The sequence below is a fragment of the Butyrivibrio hungatei DSM 14810 genome (genome assembly GCF_900143205.1).
Classification (GTDB): Bacteria; Bacillota; Clostridia; order Lachnospirales; family Lachnospiraceae; genus Butyrivibrio; species Butyrivibrio hungatei.
This window is the reverse complement of record NZ_FRDH01000011.1, coordinates 79,743-102,764: the sequence shown is the minus strand read 5'-3', so window position 1 is coordinate 102,764 and position 23,022 is coordinate 79,743. Positions and strand designations below refer to the sequence as shown.

Below are 23,022 nucleotides of genomic sequence, written 5' to 3'. Positions count from 1 at the left end.
ACATGAAACTGTTTTATTCCAGTTTCAGCAAAACCTCTTTAAGCGATATCAATTCATCACGGAGCATAGCTGCAGTTTCGAAATCAAGATCAGTTGCAGCTCTCTTCATCTTCTTCTGAAGCTGAGCAATAAGTTTCTCAAGTTCATCCTTGTCCATAGACTCAGGATCTTTCTCAAATCTGGCCTCTTCCTTGGCCACAGACTTCGTTACAGCAATCAGATCTCTGACCGCCTTCTTGATGGTCTGAGGTGTTATGCCGTGTTCTTCGTTGTACTTTTGCTGAATAGCTCGTCTTCTGGCAGTTTCATCGATAGCCTTCTGCATGGACTCAGTCATGTTATCTGCATACATGATAACTCTACCTTCTGCATTACGGGCTGCTCGGCCTATAGTCTGAATAAGTGAAGTCTCTGATCTAAGGAATCCTTCCTTATCGGCGTCAATGATCGCTACAAGTGATATCTCCGGAATATCAAGTCCTTCTCTCAAAAGGTTGATACCAACCAGAACGTCAAACACATCAAGTCTCATATCTCTGATGATCTCTGATCTCTCAAGGGTATCTATATCAGAATGAAGGTACTTGACCCTGATTCCTGACTCCGCAAGATATTCTGTCAGATCCTCAGCCATTCGTTTGGTAAGAGTAGTAACAAGCACTTTGTTTTTCTTGTCAATTTCAGTTCTGATCTCACTTATAAGATCATCTATCTGGCCCTCCACAGGTCTTACTGATATTTCAGGATCCAAAAGACCTGTTGGTCTGATGACCTGCTCGGCTCTTAAAAGTTCATGTTCCTCTTCATACTTACCAGGAGTAGCTGAACAAAAGAGCATCTGATCTATATGAGATTCAAATTCTTCAAAGTTAAGCGGTCTGTTATCAAGAGCTGATGGAAGTCTAAAGCCATAATCCACAAGAGTAAGCTTCCTGCTCCTGTCACCATGATACATAGCCCCAATCTGAGGAATAGTCATATGTGACTCATCCACTATTATCAAAAAGTCTCTGTCATAGAAGTCTAAAAGAGTAAGTGGTGGTTCCCCTGGTGCCATAAAATTCAGATGCCTTGAATAGTTCTCAATTCCCGAACAAAAGCCTGTCTCTCTCATCATCTCAAGATCAAAGTTCGTTCTCTCTGAGATTCTCTGAGCTTCTATCAGTCTATCTTCTCCCTTAAAGAACTTAACCTGTTCTTCAAGTTCTTTTTCAATGTTGTCGCAGGCCTTATTTATCTTTTCCTGAGGAACAACGTAATGAGAAGCAGGATAGATCATAACGTGAGAAAGCTCGTGTCTGACCTTGGCTGTAACAGGCTCTATCTCCGTGATCCTGTCTATCTCATCCCCAAAAAATTCAACTCGGATAAGATAGTCATCAGCATTGGCAGGGAATATCTCCAATGTGTCTCCCCTTACTCTAAAGTTGCATCTTCCAAGATCAAGGTCATTTCTGGTGTACTGAATAGCTATCAGTTCCTTGATGGTCTCATCTCTATCCTTGCTCATGCCAGGTCTTAATGAAATTGACATTCCCTTAAATTCATCAGGGCTGCCAAGGCCGTATATACATGAAACACTGGCCACAACTATTACATCATTTCTTTCAGAAAGAGATGCTGTAGCTGAGAGCCTGAGTTTATCGATCTCATCATTTATTGAAGAGTCCTTGGCAATATATGTATCTGTCTGGGGAACGTAAGCTTCAGGCTGATAGTAATCGTAGTAGGACACAAAATATTCTACGGCGTTTTCAGGAAAGAACTCTTTCATCTCGCCATAGAGCTGACCTGCCAGAGTCTTGTTGTGAGAAATGATAAGGGTTGGCTTGTTTAAAGCCGCAATAATATTGGCCATGGCAAAAGTCTTACCGGAACCAGTTACTCCAAGGAGCGTCTCAAACTGATTGCCAGCTTTAAATCCATCTACCAAAGCTTTGATTGCCTGAGGCTGATCGCCAGTAGGCTTATATGGCGCAACTAACTTAAAATCTCCCATATCAATCTCCACTAAAAATCATTCCAACATGCTAGTGGAAGTATAACACAATAATATGCCTTTCGCAAACACTTGTTCTGATTTAGATATTTATCGAATCATACGTATAGACCATATCCTGTTCTATCACAAAATCTTCCAGCATATCCTCTTCTACACATTCATTCTTTTCAAGGAGCTGCGTTGTGCACATCGAGGCTGTAGCCATTCCCTCTATCTCCTCTTTATCATCAATAGGGATATCAGCCAAAAGACCTCCAACTCCTAATATCAATACTATTGCCAAAAACACAATAGCAAATGTATATGCAAATATGATCATCTTTCCTCCTCTATTGCCTCCAAAGCTCCATCGATCCTTTGTTTTGCATTATAAAATCTCATTTTTACTGCAGGCAGCCTCTGTTCCACGTCGCAAGTAACAAACTCTTTTACCTGATCATAGTAAGATGTAGAAAAAGAAATCACCATCGCTACAATTCCAGATACAACGCCTATCTTCAGATATCTGAGCATCTTTCTATGCCGAACTCTTTCCGGAACTTTCTTTATTGCCTTTTCAATTTCCCTGCAGTTCTTATATCGTTCCTTGCGGCTGGGCTTTATACACCTGTAGACCACATCAAGGGTTTCAGGGCTTACTCCTCTAATGCCTTTTTTCTTTATCTCATTTAATCTGCTGCTGTCTTTTAGATTTGTTCCTGAAACCATCTGCAAAAGAGTCATTCCAAGGCAGTAGATATCTGTCTGCTGGCTACTCTGACCAAGACTTCCAAACTGCTCTGGTGCCGCATAGCCTACAGTACCAAGGTTTACAGTGTCCGCCTCAACATCATCTCTAAAAATCCGGGCTGCTCCATAATCAATGAGTCTTGCCTTTCCATCATCTCCGATTATGATATTGGCGGGCTTTAGATCTCTGTAGATTATCGGTTCATTTCGTTCATGCAGTATCCTTAGTGTTTCTGCCAGGTCCGCCGTATATTTTAGTGCTTCTTTTTCTTTCAATTTACCTTTTTTCTTGAGAATACTGAGAAGATCTTCTCCTGAAACATAAGAAATTTTGATGTATTCTTTTTCAACTCCTAAAAGTTCTGGGCCTCCATTGCCACCAAGCCTTTTAAGTATCTCTATCTCCGAGGCAAAGGTCTCCTTAGCGCTTTCACAGGTAGCATCTTTTACAAATTTCAGTGTGACGTACCTTTGCAGTTTCTGGTCATATGCAAGATAAACCTTGCTGGTTCCACCTCTACCTAGTTCCTTTATTATCTTCATGGTCAGAACTCCATGCAAAGGGCAGCTGCAGTGATATTGTCTTTTTCTTCCCTTTCCCACGCCATATCAAAAAGAGATCTGCACTGATCCAGCATATCCTCTGATGTCACGCACATCTGCGGGCAAAGTGCTCTAAATATCTCTTTTTCTTCCAGTTTCCTCCAAAAGCCATCAGAACAAGCCACAATAGTAGAGTCCGATTTAAATTCGCCCCTTACTATCTCAGGATCAGGCGCCTTAGAAGAGCCAACACACTGGATGAGCACATTTCCAACACTCTGATCCTGTGTGAGCTGCTTTATCTCCCTCCGTGACAGCAGGTAAATCCTTGAGTCGCCAACATTTAGCAAAATGTACTTTCTTCCAACCTGCAATAAAGCTGCCATTGTAGTCCCAAGAGAAATCCCCCTGTGCTTTCCATATCTTTTTATATCTCCATTTATCTTGCTAACAAGCCTTCTCCATGACTTTTCTACAGTATCCAGCAGCTTGTCATCAGACAGATCTTGCATCAGCGCCAGTTCTTCATGAAACCAGCTCTCCATTGTCCTTACTGCCTTGCAGCTTGCCACTTCGCCTTTGGAGAGTCCGCCCATTCCGTCACATACTACAACAAAAGAGATCCTTCCAAGCTTTCCAGAATTGGCAACCTTAATAAGTGACGAATCCTGGTTCTCCTTTCGCTTTTTACCTACATCGGTATTAATGCACGCTTTTACTTTCATAACAATAAAATCCTTTCGTACTAACACAATTCCAAAAGTGGAAAATTCGCTCGAAATGAGCAAGAAAAAACTGTGCTAAGAATTAGCACAGTTTTGAATAATACATTTTTTTATTTATCTTGTCAATCCATTTCCTGTTTGATCACTTCCACAGCCTTATTCAGCTGATTATCAGTCTTGTCCTCAGAATAGGCATCGGCATCAAACTCAACTTCTACATCAGGTTCGATACCAACTCCGTGGATATTAACACCATTAGGAGTAAAATAGCTGCTAACTGTAAGCTTAATAGCTGTTCCATCCTTCAGATCAAAGATTCTCTGAACAATTCCCTTTCCGTAGGTAGTTGTTCCAACAAGCTTAGCTTTATTGTAGTCCTTAAGTGCACCAGATAAGATCTCAGAAGCACTAGCAGAGTACTTATTGACCAGAACAACAACAGGTATATCGATCTCATGCTCACCATCGCAAGTATAATCTTCTCTGTTACCGTCTCTATCAACTGTATAAACTATCGTACCCTGTGGAAGAAGCTGTCTTGCGATCTCGCATACTGCCTGAAGACTTCCGCCGGGATTACTTCTAAGGTCGATAATAAGTCCCTTGATATTAGACTCTCTAAGCTCTGCCATTCCCTCAATGAACTGGTCAGGTGTGACATCATCAAACTCAGTGATCTGGAGATATCCAATTCCATCATCCATTACTTTTGTAGTTACAGTTGGAACCTCTACGGCATCTCTTATTACATCAACCTCTACTTCTTCAGCATCTGAGCCTCTTAAGAGCGTTAGATGTACTGAAGTGCCCTTTTCGCCCTTGATCATAGACACTACGTCTTCAAGTTCAAGGCCCTGAGTACTTTCTTTGTCAACTTCATAGATGATATCCTCTGGCAAAAGACCTGCTGCCTCTGCGGGACTTCCTGGAATTATACCAGAAATCCTAGGATAATTCAGTGTCTGATCAACGCCGACATATGCTCCGATCCCGTAGTAAACGCCAGCTGTATCAGTCATAAGATCATTGAGCTCTTCCTCAGTGTAATAAACCGAGTAAGGATCTCCAAGGGAATCCAAAAGGCCTTTATAAAGACCGTCTGTCTCTTTTTCCTTGTCTATTTCAGTCTTGTAATAATTTGAATCTATTACAGCTTCAAGTTTTTTGATCTTGTTTACAGTCTCTTGTGTCAGGATCTCGCTGTTATCCTTATTGATTCCAAACACGTTAGATGCAAGGAAAAGAGCTACAGCTGAGCACACAAACATAGAGCACAAAAAACCGATGAGGATTCCGGCTACAAGACGCTTGGTAAGTAAACTCTTAAGTCCTTCCTCCTGTTCATTTTCTTGACCATTATCCTGTTCAATATATTCGTTATTTTCCACTTTAACACCTCTACAAGGTTGTATCTATTTCAGGTAATTCCATGGACTTACATAAGCTCCATTTAATCTAACTCCAAAGTGCAGATGGTTACCGGTTGATCTTCCGGTAGAACCTACTGCAGCTATCTTGGTACCTGATGTTACATCTTGTCCTTTTGAAACATACAGCGCAGAGCAATGCATGTAGATCGTGTACAATCCACCACCATGATTGATCATGATATAGTTACCCATAGATGAATTATAATCTGCAGCAACTACTGTGCCGTTATAAGCCGCTAATATTGAAGAGCCTGCAGGAGCCGCAAGGTCGATACCATTATGCATCTTCTCGATTCCGAGAGTAGGATGCATACGCATTCCATAGTTATCAGAAATGCGGGAATATGATGGACATGGCCATGTAAACATACCGCCATCATACATATATTTGCTGTAAAGAGCTGCCTTATCAGCTGCAACTTCTTTTTCAAGTGCTGCGATAGCTGCATTCTCTGCTTTGATCTCAGCTTCATACTCAGCAATAGCTGCTTCTTTACTGGAGATATCGCTCTTAACGTTAGAAAGTTCCTGTTCTTTGGTATCAAGAAGAGACTGAAGATTCTTTTCTTCCTGCTCTTTTTCAGCCTTAGCAGCATCAAGAGTAGCTTTTTCCTCTTCCAGTGCCTCTTTGGTCACCTGAATGAGCTCTGTTGTAGCAATATACTCATCGAGTTTCTTCCTGTCATAGGAAGAAAGCATCTCGATATATTCAGCCTTATTGAGCATATCTGAAAAGCTTCCAGACTCAATGAGCAGTTCCACATATATTGTGTCGCCGCGCTCATACAGGAACTTAATCCTCTTTTTCATGGCTTCATACTGTTCCTGCTGGATACGTTCAGCTTCCTCAAGCTCTTTTTCTGTAGTCTCAATTTCCTGTTCTTTGGCAGTAATCTGGTCATTCAAAGAGTCGATCTTGCCCTGAATATCTGTAAGGGAAGCATCAAGCTGAGTAATGTAAGTATTAAGGTCAGACTTGCTCTTTTCAAGATCTTTTTTGACCTTCTCAAGATTAGTCTTGGCACTACTTAAGTTATCACGTTCCTTTTTAGCCTGTGATATCTGTTCCTCTTTTGCCTTGATACTTTCTTCTGTTACCTCCGCAGTAGCAGTAATGCAGCTATTGGCAAAAGTACAGATTGCAATAGCTGCACATAATAAAAGCGTTATTATTCTTTTGTTCAAGCCTTGTTTTCTGGTAAAAAACTTATACATGCAAATGCTTTCTTACTGTTGTGAAACTTCCGAAAAATCCGATACCAATACCTATTGCAAGTGATATTGGGAAAAGCTTGTTGAATACGATCTCAACAGGCAGGAAATTCAAGATAGATGACAACATTGTAAATTTTGATACTATATATGAGATCGCATTGGTATATACGAAATAAATGATGACCAACGGAATAAGTGAACCAATGATTCCAATGATAATACCTTCAACCACGAAAGGTGCTCTTACAAAGAAGTCCGTTGCTCCAATGTATTTCATAATATTGATCTCGTCTTTTCTGACAGCTATACCCATTGTAACTGTGTTGCTGATAAGGAATATTGATACCAGCAAAAGAATAATGATGATACCTGCAGAAATATATGCAATTAGCTTATTAAGACCGCTAAGAGTTGTAGCCGTTACTTCTGAACGGTTAACTTCTCTTACGACGTCAATAGATTCGATATATGTTACTAATGCGCCCTGCATAGATACGTCATTTAAGTATATCTGCAAGTTAGCCGAATCTGCCAATGGGTTCTCAGTAAAACCATCAGCGTATTCGCCAAGGTACTCCTCTTTAAAGCCTTCCCAAGCCTCATCAGCTGATACATATACAATTTCTCTGACTTCCGGGCGCTTCTCGAGGTCACTCTTAACAACAAGGATCTGCTCTTCGCCAACTCCCTCATTGAAGAAAACAGTTACAGAAACGCCTTCCTCAGCAGTCTTGACCACATTCTGGAAGTTCGTGATTATTGAATAAAACAGTCCGAACAAAAACAAACAAGCACTTATTGTCGCAATTGAAGCAAGTGTATACCACTTATTTCTGCCTAAATTCTTGAAGCCCTGTCCGATGGTGTAAAAGAAACTACTAATCCTCATCGATGTACATACCTTCTTCCTCGTCCTCTATGATGACGCCTTTTTTCATGGTGATAACTCTCTTCTTCATGGCATTAACGATCTCTCTGTTGTGAGTTACAACGATAACTGTTGTGCCATTCTCATTGATCTGCTCCATGAGTTTCATGATCTCCCATGAATTGTTTGGATCGAGATTTCCTGTAGGCTCATCGGCCAAAAGAATTGTTGGCTTATTTACCAAAGCTCTGGCAAGAGCAACTCTCTGCTGCTCACCACCTGAAAGCTGATTTATCTTGTTTTTGTACTTACCAGCAAGGTTAACTGTTGCAAGAATTGATGGAACATTTCTCTTGATCTCCCTTGTTGGAGTCTGAACGATCCTCTGTGCAAAAGCAACGTTCTCATAAACATTTCTGTCCTTGAGAAGACGGAAATCCTGGAATACGATTCCAAGGTTACGTCTAAACTTAGGAATCTTTCTATGTTTGATTTTTCTTAAATTGTAACCAAGAACAGTGATCTCACCGTCTGTTGGTACTAATTCTCTAAGTAAAAGCTTTATAAGTGTTGACTTACCAGATCCACTATCACCTACGATAAATACGAACTCACCTCTTTTGATGTGAAGTGTGACTCCGTTTAATGCAGGTGCCCCTGTAGAATATGACTTAGTGACATTCTCCAGAGTGATGACTTCATCATCAGGAATCTGTCTAGAAGTCCTTCTTTTTCTGTATCCTTTTTCCATACCTATCTCCTGATCAAGTAAACTTTTCCATGTACTTCATGTATCTTACAACCATAAGAGCAATTTTGAAAGTTATGGCATCATCAAATACTCTAAGGTCAAGTCCTGTGCTCTTCTGAAGCTTATCCAGTCTATACACAAGTGTATTTCTGTGAATAAAGAGCTGTCTTGATGTCTCTGACACGTTCAGACTGTTCTCAAAGAATTTATCGATAGTCGTAAGTGTCTCCTGGTCGAATTCATCAGGATTTTTGCCGCCGAATATCTCTTTGATAAACATCTTGCAAAGAGGAATAGGAAGCTGATAAATAAGTCTTCCAATACCAAGTTCGCTGTAGCAGATAACTTTTCGCTCGTCAAAGAATATCTTTCCAACATCTAGTGCCATCTTTGCTTCTTTGTAGGAACGGCTGACTTCTTTGATCTCCCCTACAACTGTTCCATATGCAATTCTTACTCCTGAAAGTCCCTCTTTTTCAAGAGTTGCAAGCATATCTTCTGCGACCTTAGCAATCTCGCCAGGCTTGCCCAGATCTGTAACATCCTTGACCACGATGATATTATCTTCATCAACTTCAGTAACAAAGTCTGTTCCGTTGCCAAAGTGAGTTCTTGCAACTTCAAGGGCATTGTTGTCCCTTCCGTTAATAGACTCAACGATCATGGCAACTCTCTTAGCATCAGTCTGGATGTGAAGCTTTTTGGCTCTGCTATAGATATCAACCAAGAGAAGATTATCAAGAAGGAGGTTCTTGATAAAGTTATCCTTGTCAAATCTCTCTTTGTAAGCCACAAGAAGACTCTGAATCTGATATGCGATCATCTTGCCGAGCATATAAACATGCTCGCCTGAACCTGTGCAGATCAGAATGTATTCAAGCTGCTGTTCATCATATATCTTGAAATACTGAAAGCCCTGGATTTCCTGTGAATCAGCTGGTGAATCAACGAAATCTCTGGCTACAGCTGTAACATTACCGATATCACTGGCTGTAGCTGCAACTTCCTTACCATCAGTATCAAGCACATAGAGATCAACATGCGCTATGTTTTTTAACCCATCAATGGTGTTCTGAAGAATTTGATTCGAAATCATTTTTCACTCTTTCTGCAGTCTTCTATCTGCGAATTGTATACATAGCATTTTAATACAAATGTACAAAAAAATCCACTCTTTAAAGGGCGTTTTTTGTACATTTTTCAATTTTCCTAGTCAAAAGTACCAAAAACGCCCTCTTCTTTTTGGTATCAACTTACCCCCTAAATAATCCGATATACTAGATATGATAAAGTGAAGTGTGCCCATTTGGCACAGGAGGTGAATATGGATATTCCAGCTTTATCGATGGCTCTTTCCCAAAATCAGATTTTAAATGATGTTGGGATTGCTATGCTATCCAAGAACCTCGATTTCATGGAAGATGTAGGAAGTGGATTGGTAGAGAGCATTGATGCTGTCTCAGAACTTTCTGTGAATCCTAATATCGGTTCAAACATTGACATCCGTATCTGATTGAGCCATCCAAAAATGCTCCAGGTTTTCCTGGAGCATTTGTTTTTTAGTAAGTGTAATTCGATATATATGCCACGAAGCACATATACGCTACTGAGATCACTATTGCTATCACAAGAGGCACTGTGATCAGTTTATAGCCTTGTTTTTCGCTCTTTCTAATATAGTTATAATATTCCGTCCTGCCCTGAATATCAGCAATCTTACGAACTATATAAAAAGCCGCAGTTGTAAATATGACAGACATAACCAAATAAAATGCCAGAAACTCCAAAGTGCTATGGTCTCCGACCACGTTTTCCACGACCACGTCTGCTTTCCCAACAGTTCCTGATGCAGTGTACATCACGATAACTTCAATAGTGTTGAACAGTGCATGGGCAATAAATGATGACAAAACACTTCCTGTTGCCTCCACCAATAGACAGAACATCACGCCCATTACCGCGCCATAAGCAAACTGGTTGAAATTAAGGTGCATCATTCCAAAAAGTACTGAAGAAAGGATGATAGATCCTACTATTCGTCCTGTCTTTTTGTAGCTGTGGAATATCACTCCTCTAAATACAATTTCCTCAATAAACGGTCCAATAAGTCCCATAGAAAGGATCATCTTCCACATCGGCATGGCAAGAACCTCATCGCTTATGGAACTTACCATGTTCTCAACAAAGAACATCGAGATGTAATTCACCAAAGTAACCAATGGAAAAAGTGCTAAAAGATAACCTACTGTAAGCACTAAAGAAGCTGGTTTTATGCCTCTCATTGGAATAACATGTGATATCTTTTCACCACTAAGCAAAACCACAGCCATTGTCGGCAAAAGTATAACAAGCTCACATAGGAGGTTATCCATAAAAATTGAAAGTGATCTTCCAGTAACTGCATAATAATAGCTGATCAAAAGAACCAGGACCAAAGTCGCTACTATCATATATAGATAAGTTCTGTTGGCACGCCTATAATCCATATTTTCTCCTTATTTCCTGATAATGGAATCCTTGCCTATCTCAACCTTGCCCTCTTTTAAAAGTCTTCCAATAGCTCGTTTAAACTCATTTTTACTCATATGAGTCTTCTCTCTGATAAGTTCAGGTGATGCCTTATCAGTGAAAGGAAGCTTTCCTCCATTATCATCAAGCATCTTGAGAACCTTTTTGGCGTCATCATCCATCTGAAGATAAGCCTTTTCCCTAACACTTAAGTTAAGTCTTCCATCCTCTTTGACTGATGTTACTCTGGCATTTACTTCATCACCGATCTGAATATTGCCATAGAGTTCTTTCTTTGGAATAAGTCCTGAATAGATGTCATCTACTGCAACAAAAGCGCCAAAGTTGTCACTCATCTCGTATACAGTTCCGATAACCTTATCATCTTTTGAATAAGGACTCTTGTCCAAAAGATATTTATATACATTCATTGTTACAGCAAGTCTGCTGCTCTTATCGATATAAAGGGCGCAGAGTACTTCATCACCAACCTTGATCTTGCCACGCTGCTCTCTAAATGGCATCAGTACGTCTTTTTCAAGGCCCCAATCCATAAATGCGCCGATCTTACTGAGTTCTTTTACTCTAAGTCTTCTTACGTCTCCTAACATGATCTTGGGAGTTGTTGTTGTTGCAATAAGTCTGTCGTCTGAATCTTTGTATATAAAGACCTCTATCTCAGAGCCTAACTTGGCATCAGCCGGAACCTGCTTGCCAGGAAGGAGTACCTTCTCCTCACTGTCCATGTTCTCAGCAAGATATACGCCAAAATCCACCTCTTTGATTACTACTAGTGTCTGTTTTTCACCTAATTTGATCATAAGTCCTCCGTTCAAAAAATATAGCGATGTCAATTATCACTAACTACTAGTTCTACAATACATACCGGTGAGCCTTCTGTGTTATTGAGACTCACAGTATATATACTATTATCTACTTCTTTGTTTTTTATAACAACCGGTAAAAGAATATCTCCAAGCCTTGCCTGTTTTTTGTATTCAGCACGCATTGAAACCACTTTTCTGCTCTTATCTTCCAGACAGTCTATTGCCATTCTGATGTACTGGCCGTTATTCACATGGTTATTGGTGTCAAGATTATGCCTTCTTACTACTATTTCTTCACAATCTATCTTTTCACCTGTTTCAGGTATCTTGATCTTCCTGTCGCCATACTCCATCTCAAGTTTATCTTCAAGAGGATAGGCAGCTACAATTACTGGAGTTACTCTTACAGGGACATTTTTTTCAAAATCAAATAATGTCCATACGGAATTGGCAATTGCAAGCCTCTCACCGTTATCAGTATCCATAAAGAAATTCCTAAGTCCCAATGGGCCTTTAAGCATATATGGAACTGTTCCTATAGTAACATGCTCACACAGCTTAGGATATCTATTGATCGTAATCTGCCATGAGTTCAATACCCAAGCCATATTCTGCTCTCTAAGATACTCCATTTTAGCTGGACCATCCTGAGTCTGAAAGGTTGAGCAATCCTGAAAATAATCAATCAGAGATTCAAGGGTAAGCTCTGCGTTACTATCAACTTCACTATATCTGATCCTGGAATTAAATGTATACATGCTTATAGTCTCCAATCAAAAAATAATTCCCGATTGTATAAAAAAAACGAGATTGTTTCCAATCTCGTTTCTAGCTGGGCTAGTAGGATTCGAACCTACGTAATGACGGAGTCAGAGTCCGTTGCCTTACCGCTTGGCGATAGCCCACCGACAAGAAATGATTATACGTGAGGTTTTAGAAAAATGCAAGTACTTTTTTCAAATTTTTCTAAAAACCTCACAATCACTTATTTTATCTACATTTCACGAGATGTTATCAGCCTTCAAAAAGAAGATCTGCATATGTTGGGAATGGCCAATCCTTTTTATCAACCAGCATCTCAAGCTTGTCTGCAGGTGCTCTGAGGGCATCCATAACAGGTCTTACCTTATCCTTGTAGAAGAAAGCAAGTTCTCTGTGGTCTGAAATCTTACCAGCCTTCTCTTCACACGCCTTGAGCTTGTCTAAAGCCTTCTTCATGTTGCCGAGCTGAGTCTGGATCTCCTTAAGTTCATCCTGCTGTACAGTGGCATCTACGCCTGCTGCCTTGATTTCATTAACATCTGCTGCAAGTCTTCCTGCATACTTCATAACTGCTGGAATGATCTGCTTGGAAGCCATATCTATCATTGTAAGTGCTTCGATATTGATTGTCTTAGCATATGTCTCAAAGATGATGTCTTTTCTTGATTCAAGTTCAACCTTTGTGTATACGCCAAACTTCTCGAATAGTTCGATTGCTTTCTTGGTTGTGAGAGTATCTGCTGCCTCAATAGTGGACTTGATATTTGGAAGTCCTCTCTTCTTTGCCTCTTTTACCCAATCCTCTGAGTAACCATCTCCATTGAAGATGATGCGCTGATGCTCAGTCATGTATTCCTTGATAATGTCATGAACTTCTACATCAAAATTCTTGGCCTTCTCAAGTCTGTCTGCTGCCTCGCAGAAAGCTTCAGCAACAATTGTATTAAGAGTAGTATTTGAGCTGGCCATTGAATCTGATGATCCAACCATTCTGAACTCAAATTTGTTTCCAGTAAATGCAAATGGTGATGTACGGTTTCTATCAGTAGCATCCTTCTCGAACTGAGGAAGTGTTGATACACCAGTCTTGAGCTTGCCGCCCTTCTTGCTGGACTTGGCTTCACCTGTCTCGATGAGCTGTCTGACAACGTCCTCAAGCTGTTCGCCAAGGAACACTGACATAATTGCTGGAGGAGCCTCATTAGCCCCAAGTCTGTGGTCATTTCCTACGTCTGAAGCACTCTGTCTCAAAAGATCTGCATGCTTGTCAACTGCCTTAAGAATACAAGCAAGAACAAAGAGGAACTGAATGTTCTTGTTTGGTGTATCACCCGGATCAAGAAGATTCACTCCATCATCTGTGCAAAGAGACCAGTTGTCGTGCTTACCTGAACCGTTCACACCTGCAAATGGCTTCTCGTGGAGAAGACATCTCATGTGGTGATGTTCAGCTACTCGCTTCATTGTCTCCATGATGATCTGGTTGTGATCAACTGCAATATTAGCTGTCTCATATATTGGAGCAAGCTCGTGCTGTCCAGGTGCTACCTCATTGTGCTGAGTCTTGTCTGGAACACCAAGCTTCCATAATTCTACGTTGAGATCTTTCATGAATTCGCCGACTCTCTCACGGATTACGCCAAAGTAGTGGTCCTCCATCTCCTGTCCCTTAGGAGCTGGCGCACCGAAAAGAGTTCTGCCTGTGAAGATAAGGTCCTCACGTTTCATTGACTTATCCCAGTCTACAAGGAAATATTCCTGCTCTGGTCCTACTGAAACGTTAACCTTTGTGGCATTTGTATTGCCGAATAATTTGACGATCCTAAGAGCCTGCTTGTTAACAGCCTCCATAGATCTTAAGAGAGGAGTCTTTTTGTCTAAGGCTTCTCCTGTGTATGAACAAAAAGCTGTTGGAATGCATAATGTAACACCAGCTCCTGATTCCTTCAAAAATGCTGGTGACGTGATATCCCATGTTGTATATCCTCTGGCCTCAAATGTTGCTCTAAGACCACCCGAAGGGAATGATGAAGCATCTGGTTCTCCCTTGATAAGCTCTTTTCCAGAAAAAGATGTAAGCATTCTTCCGTCTTTGTCAGCACTTCCAACAAATGAGTCATGCTTCTCAGCTGTGATTCCAGTAAGTGGCTGGAACCAGTGTGTATAGTGAGTTGCTCCGTTTTCTACTGCCCATTCTTTCATTGCATTTGCAACTACATCAGCAGATTCCTTGGAAAGCTCACCGCCATGTTCTGTGACACTAACAACCTCTTTGTAGACATTCTTTGGAAGACGTTCTCTCATCTTCGCAAGAGTAAAGACGTTCTGCCCGAATATTTCTTCAACATTCACCTTATTGTTCATCAATGCATCCCTTCCTTTGTTTAACTTGCTTACGCTACCCTTGAGTTTACAACAACTGTATTAAAACGTGTAGTATTTTTTTGATTTCTTTTGCAAAATTATTCAGAAGGGATTCTCAAAATATCGAATTTATCAGGCTTTACTGATAGATCAAGGTAAATAACCTGCTTTGGATGTGGGCATGAATCAACACTCTCACCATCCTCAGTATACATTCCATTCACCTTAGCCTTGACATCTGTTCCGTCAGGCTTCATGATTTCTATCTCATCGCCAACAGAGAACTTATTTCTCTGTTCGATCTTGGCAAAGCCTCTGTCGTCAACCTCTCCAACAATTCCAAGATAAATGTATTCGTTAACATAAGTATTATTGTCATAGATCTGAGCTTCATCACTAGGTTTTCCGAAATAAAAGCCTGTGGTAAAGAGTCTGTATGTACATCTTGAGATCTGATCAAGGTACCATGACATGTTCTCTCTGTACTTTTCTTCAGACTCAAAGTAATCATCGATTGCTTTTCTATAGGTTCTGGCAACTGTAGCTACATAAAGGGCTGTTTTCATTCTGCCCTCAATCTTGCAGCTGTCTACTCCGGCGTCCACAAGCTCAGGAATGTGTTCGATCATGCACAGATCCTTTGAATTAAAGATGTAAGTTCCTCTCTCATTCTCATAAACTGGAAGATATTCGCCAGGTCTCTGTTCCTCAACAATTGCATACTTCCATCTGCATGGATGTGTACAAGCGCCTTTGTTGGCGTCTCTTCCTGTGAAGTAATTTGATAAAAGACATCTTCCTGAATAGGAAATGCACATAGCACCGTGAATGAAACACTCCATTTCAAGGTCTTCCGGGATTCTCTCCTTGATCTCTTTGATCTCTCTAAGAGAAAGCTCTCTAGCAGCAACTACTCTCTTTGCTCCAAGATCATGCCAGAAATTATAAGTCTCGTAGTTTGTATTGTTGGCCTGTGTTGATACGTGGATCTCTATCTCAGGACAGATCCTTCTGGCTTTCATGAAAATACCAGGGTCTGCAATAATGAGTGCGTCTGGCCCTAACTCTTTTAACTCATGAAGATACTTCTCAACGCCGTCAAGATCATAGTTGTGAGCAAGGATATTAACTGTTACGTGAACCCTTACTCCATGGGCATGAGCAAACTCAATTCCCTCTTTCATCTCTTCTGGACTGAAGTTCTTGGCTTTAGCTCTAAGTCCAAAAGCGTCACCACCAATATATACTGCATCGGCGCCAAACATTACCGCTGTCTTTAATACTTCCAAACTACTTGCCGGAATCAATAATTCTGGTTTTTTCATAAATTACCTCATTTCGTCTTTACAGAAAGAGTCATTCCATCTCCAACTGTCAAAATAACTGTGTTAAGCATGTCGTTATGCTTTAGCTCATATAGATACTCACGCATTCTGGCGTGTATTGTTCTGTCTCTTCTTGTCACAGCAAATCTTGATTCTATGACGTCTCCGTCCTGAAGGACATTGTCTGATACCAAAAGACCTCCCTTATTGAGTATCCTTAAACACTCTGGCAGGAAGTTGATATACTGCCCTTTTGCTGCATCCATAAAAATAAAATCATACCCTGGAGTCAGCGTCTTTAAAATGTCTGTCGCATCACCTTCCAAAAGTGTGATTTTATGTTTTGAGTCGTACTTTATAAAGTTGTCCCTGGCTATAGGGATTCGCTTTTCATATTTTTCTATTGTAGTGATCTTGGCATCATCTCCGCTGTACTCAGCCATCAAAAGAGCTGAGAATCCAGTAGCACAGCCAACTTCCAATATATTCACCGGATTTGCCTGTGCCATCAGGAATTTGAGTAGTGCCTGAGAATCCTTGCGTACAATAGGGACGTCGTCCTTTTTGGCGATTCTTTCAAGTTCATCAAGATAAGGTGCATTGCCCTGATCAAGAGAATTGATGAATGCCGTCATTCTATCTTGTTCAGTTACCATTAGATTCCTCAGAATTTTCTACTTCTTCTGTCTCTTGTGTTTCTTCTATCACTTCAGTTTCCTCAGCAGCACCTTCTTCGAGAGCGCCATCTTTGTCTGAAGATTCCTCACCATTCTTGATGCCGCCAGACATGATAGAGAGCATCTCCTCCGGTGTCATTGCTGTGCTGAGAGTATATGTTCCTGGCTGTTCCATTCCGTGATACTCTGAGAACATCTCCTGAAGTTTGAACAAAAACTTATCTGTAATAAGCCCAACCTCTGCAAGTTTATCTGCAATCTGGCCCACTGAATCACCCTCTGAGATAGTTACAGTTACCTCTCTTCCTGTTCCGGAAGATACTGCTGTCTGATTAAAAATATGATAGCCATAGTTGTAAGCAACCTTGGCATACTTAATGATCAGCATAGCAACAATGATGATGAAAACTACCTTGACTATGGTGTCCAATATGCCCAAGCCGAGTTTCTTTGTATTCATAAAATACTTCTCCTAAAGACCTCAAATATTTGTAGACATTATTATTGGCATTATCATTGGTCTTCTCTTTGTCTTCTTCCAAATATAATCGCTTAAGACATCTTTGACAATATTTTTTAATTTATTCCAATCAGTTATGCCCTTATCAGTAGCTTCGATAAGTTCGTCGTAAACAAGATCTGTAGCATCGTCAATGAGCTTGTCTGACTCTCTGACATATACAAATCCTCTTGATACAATATTAGGACCTGAAATAAGCTGTCCACTTTCCTTATCAAGACCAAATACAACTATAACGATTCCATCCTCAGCAAGATGCTGTCTGTCACGAAGAACAACATTACCTACATCACCTACACCAAGACCGTCAACAAGGATAGCTCCTACAGGAACCTTACCCTTAACTTTTGCGCTCTCTTCATCAAGTTCAAGGATATCTCCAGAATGAAGAATGAATACATTCTCCTTTGCAATTCCAAGATCTCTTGCAATATTGCTCTGAGCAATAAGGTGTCTGTACTCGCCGTGAACAGGAATTGCGTACTTAGGCTTAACAAGTGTATAGATGAGCTTGATATCTTCCTGGCAGGCATGTCCAGATACATGAACATCCTGGAAGATTACATCTGCTCCCTTCATCTGAAGCTCGTTAATGATATTAGTAACAGCCTTCTCATTACCTGGGATTGGATGAGAAGAGAAAATAACAGTATCTCCAGCACCGATGGTGATCTTCTTGTGCTGGCTGCTGGCCATTCTACTAAGAGCGGCCATACTTTCACCCTGGCTACCTGTTGTAATGATAACAGTCTTGTTCTCAGGGTAATTTTTGAGCTGATCGATATCAATAAGTGTATTCTCAGGAATCTGGATGCATTCCAGTTTCTGAGCAATATCAATGATGCTCACCATACTGCGGCCTTCTACTACTACTTTTCTACCGCATTTATGAGCTGTGTTGATGATCTGCTGAACTCTGTCTACATTGGACGCGAATGTAGCTACAATGATCCTCTGGTTCTCATGTTCTTCAAAAAGAGAATCCAAAGCTCTTCCTACTGTTCTCTCAGAAGCTGTAAATCCTGGTCTCTCAGCATTTGTTGAGTCGCACATAAGGGCGAGAACGCCTTTTTTACCGATTTCAGCAAATCTCTGAAGATCTATAGGATCACCAAATACTGGTGTGTAATCAACCTTAAAGTCTCCTGTGTGGACTACAGTTCCGGCTGGTGAATATATTGCCAGAGCTGCCGCATCGACTATCGAGTGATTAGTTCTGATGAATTCAACTCTGAACTGCCCAAGGTTAATGGACTGTCCAAACTTAACTACTTTTCTTCGAGTCTTTTTGAGAAGATTGTGCTCCTCAAGCTTGTGCTCAATGATACCCATTGTAAGTCTTGTGGCATACACAGGGACATTGAGTTCATGAAGAATATATGGAAGTGCTCCTATATGATCTTCATGACCATGTGTTATAACAAAGCCTTTTACTTTGTCGATATTTTCCTGTAAATATGTGATATCCGGGATTACAAGGTCAATTCCCAACATGTCATCATCAGGGAATGACAAACCGCAATCCACTACAATAATACTGTCTTCATACCTGAAGGCAGTGATATTCATTCCAATCTGCTCAAGACCACCAAGTGGGATGATCTGCAGTTTGGAGCCATTTTCAGTTTTCTTTTTACTCAAAATTAATCCTCCATTTATACATTGGCGGAGAAATAGAAAAAGCTGTCAACCGCACTCCCCGTTAGGCATCAAGATCTATTCCATCCTCAGAAAGCAGCTTACGAAATACACCTGCAACAGCTTCCAGCTCCAGGTCATCGTCCACAATCACATAAACCGCTTCTTCATCTTTAATATCGGAGTCGTCGCGTAAAATAAGCGCTTCTCCGTCACCATCTTCTTCATCTGTAACAAGCAGGTAGGTCTTGCCTCCAAGGCTTGTCTGTTCAAGGCAGTAGAACTCTACTGCTTCGCCCCCATCCGGGCTAAATAAAATCTTTTCCAAATTATCCACCATTTCCTGACTATAATCAGGTTTTATCTTTGCTATTATCCAGATAATCCTGAAGAATTATCTGAGCTGCAATCATATCTACGTACTCTTTACGTTCACGACCTCTGATACCGGCTTCATCCATGATCTCGTCCGCTTCTACAGTCGTAAGTCTCTCATCCCACATAACAACTGGGATTCCCGTCCTACGTTCAAGCTTATCCTTGAACTCAAGGCATAACTCAGAACGCTCAGAAGGAGTCTGGTCCATATTAAGAGGTAGACCAAGCACCATCTTCTCAACATTGTACTCCTGGATCAACTCTTCAATTCGAGCCATTGTCCTTCTTAACTTATTTTCCTCTTTTCTACGGATTATCTCTTTACCCTGCGCAGTTAAAAGAAGCTCATCGCTTATGGCAACTCCAACTGTTCTGGAACCGTAGTCCAAACCCATGATTCGCATAATATTACTTTCTAGCCCAGTTGTTGCTCTTGATATACTCTGTGAGCATCTCCTCAACAAGCTCATCACGCTCAACCTTCATAATAAGGCTTCTGGCGCCCTTGTGACTTGTAATGTATGTAGGATCTCCAGACATGATATATCCAACAATCTGATTAACAGGATTGTATCCCTTTTCAAGCAAGGCATCATATACTACAGAAAGTACCATCTTAACGCCAGTTTCTGGCTCGACTTCAACTTTGAAGAATTGGGTGTTCTCTAAATTCTGCTCTGCCATATCATCTCTCCATTCGTATTTTTTTATTTTAAAAAGCACACAGGCTCAATATACTCCAAAAATAATTGTACACTAACTAATTCAAATAAGCAATGTATCAGGAGTTAGGAAGGCTGTTGGAACAACTGTAGAAATGGCTCCAGTACTAGCTTTGTAGTTCTCTTTATCATCAACGTGCAGTGCAACTCTGACATATCTGTCAGTATGTCCGATGATATAAGTCTGACCACCAATCTCTTCTTCATCTTCCCACAAAACTGTGAGCTCTGTTCCGATAAACTTACCTCTATATTCCTTGGAATGTTCCCTTGTCATGTTAAGAAGCACTTCACTTCTCTTGGACTTTTCTTTGTCCGTGAGCTGATCTGGCATTCCTGCGGCAACAGTTCCTTTTCTAGGAGAGTACTTAAATACATGCATCTCATAGAACTGGATCTCTTCTACAAACTTGCGGCAATCCTCAAACTCTTCCTCTGTCTCACCAGGGAATCCTACAATAACGTCTGTAGTGATAGCTGGTTTATCAAAAGCTTCTCTTAATAGTCTTACGCCTTCTCTAAATTCATCAGCTGTATAATGCCTATTCATTCTCTTGAGGACTGAATCACATCCACTCTGAAGTGATAAGTGGAAATGTGGACAAAGCTTATCAATGGCTGCCAATCTCTTTGCATTTTCTTCAGTTATGATCCTTGGCTCCAATGAACTAAGTCTTATTCTCTCTATTCCCGAAATTTCATTTATCTTTTCAATAAGATCAATAAGCTGAGCCTTACCAAAATCTATACCATAAGAGCTTGTGTGAATACCTGTAAGAACCACTTCTTTGCAGCCCTTCTTAACAAGGCCCTCGATCTCGCTCAGGATTTCATCCATATTTCTACTTCTTACTCTTCCTCTTGCGTACGGAATGACGCAATATGAACAGAACTGGTTACATCCATCCTGGATCTTGATATAGGCTCTTGTGTGCTCCGGAAGCTCTTTTAATGTCATACTCTCGTATTCATTAGTATGGTTGATGTCAATTATGGTACTACCAAAAAGAGTCTTATCTATAACTTCATTCCTGGCTTCGATGAACTCATTTAATATATCTACTATCTCTGATTTCTTGTTGTTTCCGATAGCAAGATCAATGCATTCATCCTTCTTGACGCCATCAAGACCTGTCTCTACATAGCATCCAACTGCAACAACTATAGAATCAGGATTCTCCTTCTTGGATCTATGGAGCATCTGTCTTGATTTTCTATCTGCAATATTAGTAACTGTGCAGGTGTTTATGATATAGATGTCCGCCTTCTCTTCGAAAGGCACGATTATAGCTCCCTGTTCCTGGAGTTTTTGACTCATAACATCCATTTCATAGCTATTTACTTTACATCCTAGGTTGTGCATTGCAACCTTTAATCCATTAACGTTATTTTGCATAAAGGCATTTCTTTCTTATTTTGTTTAGGGTTAGTCATTGACTTTTGCAGTTACTCCGTTTACTATAAAGAAAAGAAGGAGGTATTTGCGCAATGAAGACCGTAAAAATTTCTTTAAATTCTATCGATAAGGTAAAATCTTTCGTAAACGATATTACGAAGTTTGATTATGACTTCGACCTCGTTTCAGGAAGATACGTTATCGACGCTAAGTCTATTATGGGTATTTTTTCATTAGATCTTTCTAAGCCTATTGATCTTAACATCCATGCAGAAGACGGCGCAGATGAGGTTCTCGAGATTTTGAAGCCTTACATGATCTAATCTTTGGATTAGATCCATCTAAAAGATTATTATAGACCATCTTAAAAGTTCATTTTAAGATGGTCTTTTTTTGATAATCCCAGCGCAGAGCACTTGCTGAGGTTTTTACCTCGTAATCTCAATAACTTCGTCAGTATCAAGAGCAGTCTGCATAAGCTCATCTATCTTTTCTACGAGATTCTCCTCATGCTTTCTGATGATATCAGCTCTTGGCTTAGTAACAGGGTGCTTAGCAACGAAAATAGTACAGCAATCCTCATAAGGAAGGATAGACGTCTCGTAAGCATCAATCTTGTATGAAATATCTACAATATCCTGTTTATCAAAAGCAATGAGCGGTCTGTAAACAGGAATGTCTGTTACTACCTCTCCTGTACACATAAGGCTCTGCATTGTCTGTGATGCAACCTGCCCGATACTCTCACCAGTGATAAGTCCCATAGAACCTGACTTCTGAGCAAGAATATCTGCAATTCTCATCATATATCTTCTCATGATGATAGTAAGCTCATCATGTGGGCATTTCTCATAGATATACATCTGAATGTCAGTAAAGTTGATAACGTGAAGCTTAACCTTACCTGTATACTTTGCAATAACGCCAGCAAGGTCGATTACCTTCTGCTTGGCTTTCTCACTTGTATAAGGTGGGGCATTGAAATATACAGCTTCGATCTCAACACCTCTTTTTGCAACCATGTATCCAGCAACAGGTGAATCAATTCCGCCTGAAAGAAGAAGCATCGCTTTACCGGCTGTTCCTATTGGCATTCCACCTGGTCCAGGAATGATCTCAGAGAAGATATTTAGTTTCTCTCTAAGCTCAACGTTTATGAGGATCTCAGGATCATGAACATCTACCTTCATCTCTGGGAATGCATAAAGTATTCTGCCACCAAGCTCAGCTGCCATCTCCATAGAGTCCACAGGATAGCTCTTATCTACTCTTCTGCACTTAACCTTGAATGTCTTGTTCTTGTTAGGATACACGCCATCAATAAAATCTAATACAGCCTTAGCTACTCCATCAACATCTGGAAGATGGTTCTCTCCATCTCTTGCGATAGATACAGCCGGGCAGATTCCTGTTACTCCAAATACAGTCTGAAGCTGTGATACAGTCTCATCAAAATCAAAGCCTTCTGCTTCAATATAGATACGACCTGCAACCTTAGAAATATTAAAGCTGCCATCGCACTTAGCAAGCACTCTCTTTAGCTGCTTAACAAGTGCATCTTCAAAGATATATCTGTTCTTTCCTTTTACTCCGATCTCGGCATACTTAATTACAAAAGCATGATACTGCATAAAAACCTCTT

The 23,022-nt window shown here is 40.5% G+C and carries 24 protein-coding genes and 1 tRNA gene; 2 read left to right on the top strand and 23 right to left on the bottom strand.

The window, feature by feature from the left end; all coding sequences use genetic code 11:
- Positions 1–13 precede the first annotated feature (13 nt).
- The 9 genes from uvrB to BUA02_RS12815 form a co-directional block, all read right to left on the bottom strand.
- Complete coding sequence (gene uvrB, locus BUA02_RS12855; RefSeq protein ID WP_071177089.1) at positions 14–1,999, bottom strand: excinuclease ABC subunit UvrB; 1,986 nt, start codon at positions 1,997–1,999, stop codon at positions 14–16.
- Between the two features lie 82 nt (positions 2,000–2,081).
- The gene (locus BUA02_RS12850) at positions 2,082–2,321 is read right to left on the bottom strand and encodes a hypothetical protein (RefSeq protein WP_071177090.1); all 240 of its coding nucleotides are present in this window, start codon (positions 2,319–2,321) and stop codon (positions 2,082–2,084) included.
- A complete protein-coding gene (locus tag BUA02_RS12845) occupies positions 2,318–3,274 on the bottom strand; it encodes a serine/threonine protein kinase (protein WP_072704826.1) in 957 nt (318 codons plus the stop codon). The genes BUA02_RS12850 and BUA02_RS12845 overlap by 4 nt, the downstream gene beginning before the upstream one ends.
- A gap of 2 nt (positions 3,275–3,276) precedes the next feature.
- On the bottom strand, positions 3,277–3,999 hold the full coding sequence (locus tag BUA02_RS12840) for a PP2C family protein-serine/threonine phosphatase (RefSeq protein WP_072704823.1): 723 nt from the start codon (positions 3,997–3,999) through the stop codon (positions 3,277–3,279).
- 122 nt (positions 4,000–4,121) lie between these two features.
- The gene (locus BUA02_RS12835) at positions 4,122–5,387 is read right to left on the bottom strand and encodes a S41 family peptidase (protein WP_242946511.1); all 1,266 of its coding nucleotides are present in this window, start codon (positions 5,385–5,387) and stop codon (positions 4,122–4,124) included.
- Positions 5,388–5,411: 24 nt separating this feature from the next.
- Positions 5,412–6,644: a murein hydrolase activator EnvC family protein gene (locus tag BUA02_RS12830; RefSeq protein ID WP_072704821.1), complete on the bottom strand. Its 1,233-nt coding sequence runs from the start codon at positions 6,642–6,644 to the stop codon at positions 5,412–5,414.
- Entirely contained in the window at positions 6,637–7,533 is an 897-nt protein-coding gene (gene ftsX, locus BUA02_RS12825; RefSeq protein ID WP_071177094.1) for a permease-like cell division protein FtsX, read from the bottom strand. Before ftsX ends, BUA02_RS12830 begins: the two co-directional genes overlap by 8 nt.
- The gene (gene ftsE, locus BUA02_RS12820; protein WP_072704818.1) at positions 7,523–8,263 is read right to left on the bottom strand and encodes a cell division ATP-binding protein FtsE; all 741 of its coding nucleotides are present in this window, start codon (positions 8,261–8,263) and stop codon (positions 7,523–7,525) included. The genes ftsX and ftsE overlap by 11 nt, the downstream gene beginning before the upstream one ends.
- A gap of 13 nt (positions 8,264–8,276) precedes the next feature.
- A complete protein-coding gene (locus BUA02_RS12815) occupies positions 8,277–9,359 on the bottom strand; it encodes a PucR family transcriptional regulator (RefSeq protein WP_072704815.1) in 1,083 nt (360 codons plus the stop codon).
- A gap of 228 nt (positions 9,360–9,587) precedes the next feature.
- On the opposite strand from BUA02_RS12815, the gene BUA02_RS12810 reads away from it, so the two are divergent.
- Complete coding sequence (locus BUA02_RS12810) at positions 9,588–9,776, top strand: YjfB family protein (protein ID WP_072704811.1); 189 nt, start codon at positions 9,588–9,590, stop codon at positions 9,774–9,776.
- Positions 9,777–9,822: 46 nt separating this feature from the next.
- Here BUA02_RS12810 and BUA02_RS12805 read toward each other — a convergent pair whose 3' ends face one another.
- From BUA02_RS12805 to mtaB, 13 genes are all read right to left on the bottom strand, one after another.
- Positions 9,823–10,749, bottom strand: a complete 927-nt coding sequence (locus tag BUA02_RS12805) for a CPBP family intramembrane glutamic endopeptidase (protein ID WP_072704807.1) — start codon at positions 10,747–10,749, stop codon at positions 9,823–9,825.
- A 9-nt stretch (positions 10,750–10,758) separates the two neighbouring features.
- Positions 10,759–11,592, bottom strand: a complete 834-nt coding sequence (locus tag BUA02_RS12800) for a CvfB family protein (protein ID WP_072704804.1) — start codon at positions 11,590–11,592, stop codon at positions 10,759–10,761.
- A 29-nt stretch (positions 11,593–11,621) separates the two neighbouring features.
- Complete coding sequence (locus BUA02_RS12795; protein ID WP_072704801.1) at positions 11,622–12,356, bottom strand: acyl-[acyl-carrier-protein] thioesterase; 735 nt, start codon at positions 12,354–12,356, stop codon at positions 11,622–11,624.
- 74 nt (positions 12,357–12,430) lie between these two features.
- Positions 12,431–12,503, bottom strand: a tRNA-Gln gene (locus BUA02_RS12790).
- Positions 12,504–12,612: 109 nt separating this feature from the next.
- Positions 12,613–14,724, bottom strand: coding sequence for a glutamine synthetase III family protein (locus tag BUA02_RS12785; protein WP_072704799.1), 2,112 nt, complete (start codon positions 14,722–14,724; stop codon positions 12,613–12,615).
- Between the two features lie 98 nt (positions 14,725–14,822).
- Positions 14,823–16,049, bottom strand: a complete 1,227-nt coding sequence (locus BUA02_RS12780) for a peptidase U32 family protein (protein ID WP_072704796.1) — start codon at positions 16,047–16,049, stop codon at positions 14,823–14,825.
- 8 nt (positions 16,050–16,057) lie between these two features.
- Positions 16,058–16,705, bottom strand: a complete 648-nt coding sequence (locus BUA02_RS12775; protein WP_072704793.1) for an O-methyltransferase — start codon at positions 16,703–16,705, stop codon at positions 16,058–16,060.
- On the bottom strand, positions 16,695–17,186 hold the full coding sequence (locus tag BUA02_RS12770) for an endolytic transglycosylase MltG (protein ID WP_072704790.1): 492 nt from the start codon (positions 17,184–17,186) through the stop codon (positions 16,695–16,697). The genes BUA02_RS12775 and BUA02_RS12770 overlap by 11 nt, the downstream gene beginning before the upstream one ends.
- Positions 17,187–17,207: 21 nt before the next feature.
- Positions 17,208–18,887 carry a ribonuclease J gene (locus BUA02_RS12765; protein WP_071177105.1) on the bottom strand — a complete coding sequence of 560 codons (1,680 nt, stop codon included), beginning with the start codon at positions 18,885–18,887 and terminating at the stop codon, positions 17,208–17,210.
- Between the two features lie 61 nt (positions 18,888–18,948).
- Positions 18,949–19,212, bottom strand: coding sequence for a DUF1292 domain-containing protein (locus BUA02_RS12760; RefSeq protein ID WP_071177541.1), 264 nt, complete (start codon positions 19,210–19,212; stop codon positions 18,949–18,951).
- Between the two features lie 25 nt (positions 19,213–19,237).
- Complete coding sequence (gene ruvX, locus BUA02_RS12755) at positions 19,238–19,666, bottom strand: Holliday junction resolvase RuvX (RefSeq protein ID WP_071177106.1); 429 nt, start codon at positions 19,664–19,666, stop codon at positions 19,238–19,240.
- Between the two features lie 4 nt (positions 19,667–19,670).
- A complete protein-coding gene (locus BUA02_RS12750) occupies positions 19,671–19,946 on the bottom strand; it encodes an IreB family regulatory phosphoprotein (RefSeq protein WP_071177107.1) in 276 nt (91 codons plus the stop codon).
- Positions 19,947–20,027: 81 nt separating this feature from the next.
- Positions 20,028–21,380, bottom strand: coding sequence for a tRNA (N(6)-L-threonylcarbamoyladenosine(37)-C(2))-methylthiotransferase MtaB (mtaB, locus tag BUA02_RS12745; RefSeq protein WP_072704787.1), 1,353 nt, complete (start codon positions 21,378–21,380; stop codon positions 20,028–20,030).
- A 92-nt stretch (positions 21,381–21,472) separates the two neighbouring features.
- Here mtaB and BUA02_RS12740 point away from each other — a divergent pair, with 92 nt between their 5' ends.
- On the top strand, positions 21,473–21,703 hold the full coding sequence (locus BUA02_RS12740; RefSeq protein WP_013282005.1) for an HPr family phosphocarrier protein: 231 nt from the start codon (positions 21,473–21,475) through the stop codon (positions 21,701–21,703).
- 105 nt (positions 21,704–21,808) lie between these two features.
- Here the strand turns inward: BUA02_RS12740 and thiI are convergent, their stop codons facing one another.
- The gene (thiI, locus tag BUA02_RS12735) at positions 21,809–23,011 is read right to left on the bottom strand and encodes a tRNA uracil 4-sulfurtransferase ThiI (protein WP_072704784.1); all 1,203 of its coding nucleotides are present in this window, start codon (positions 23,009–23,011) and stop codon (positions 21,809–21,811) included.
- Between the last annotated feature and the right edge of the window lie 11 nt (positions 23,012–23,022).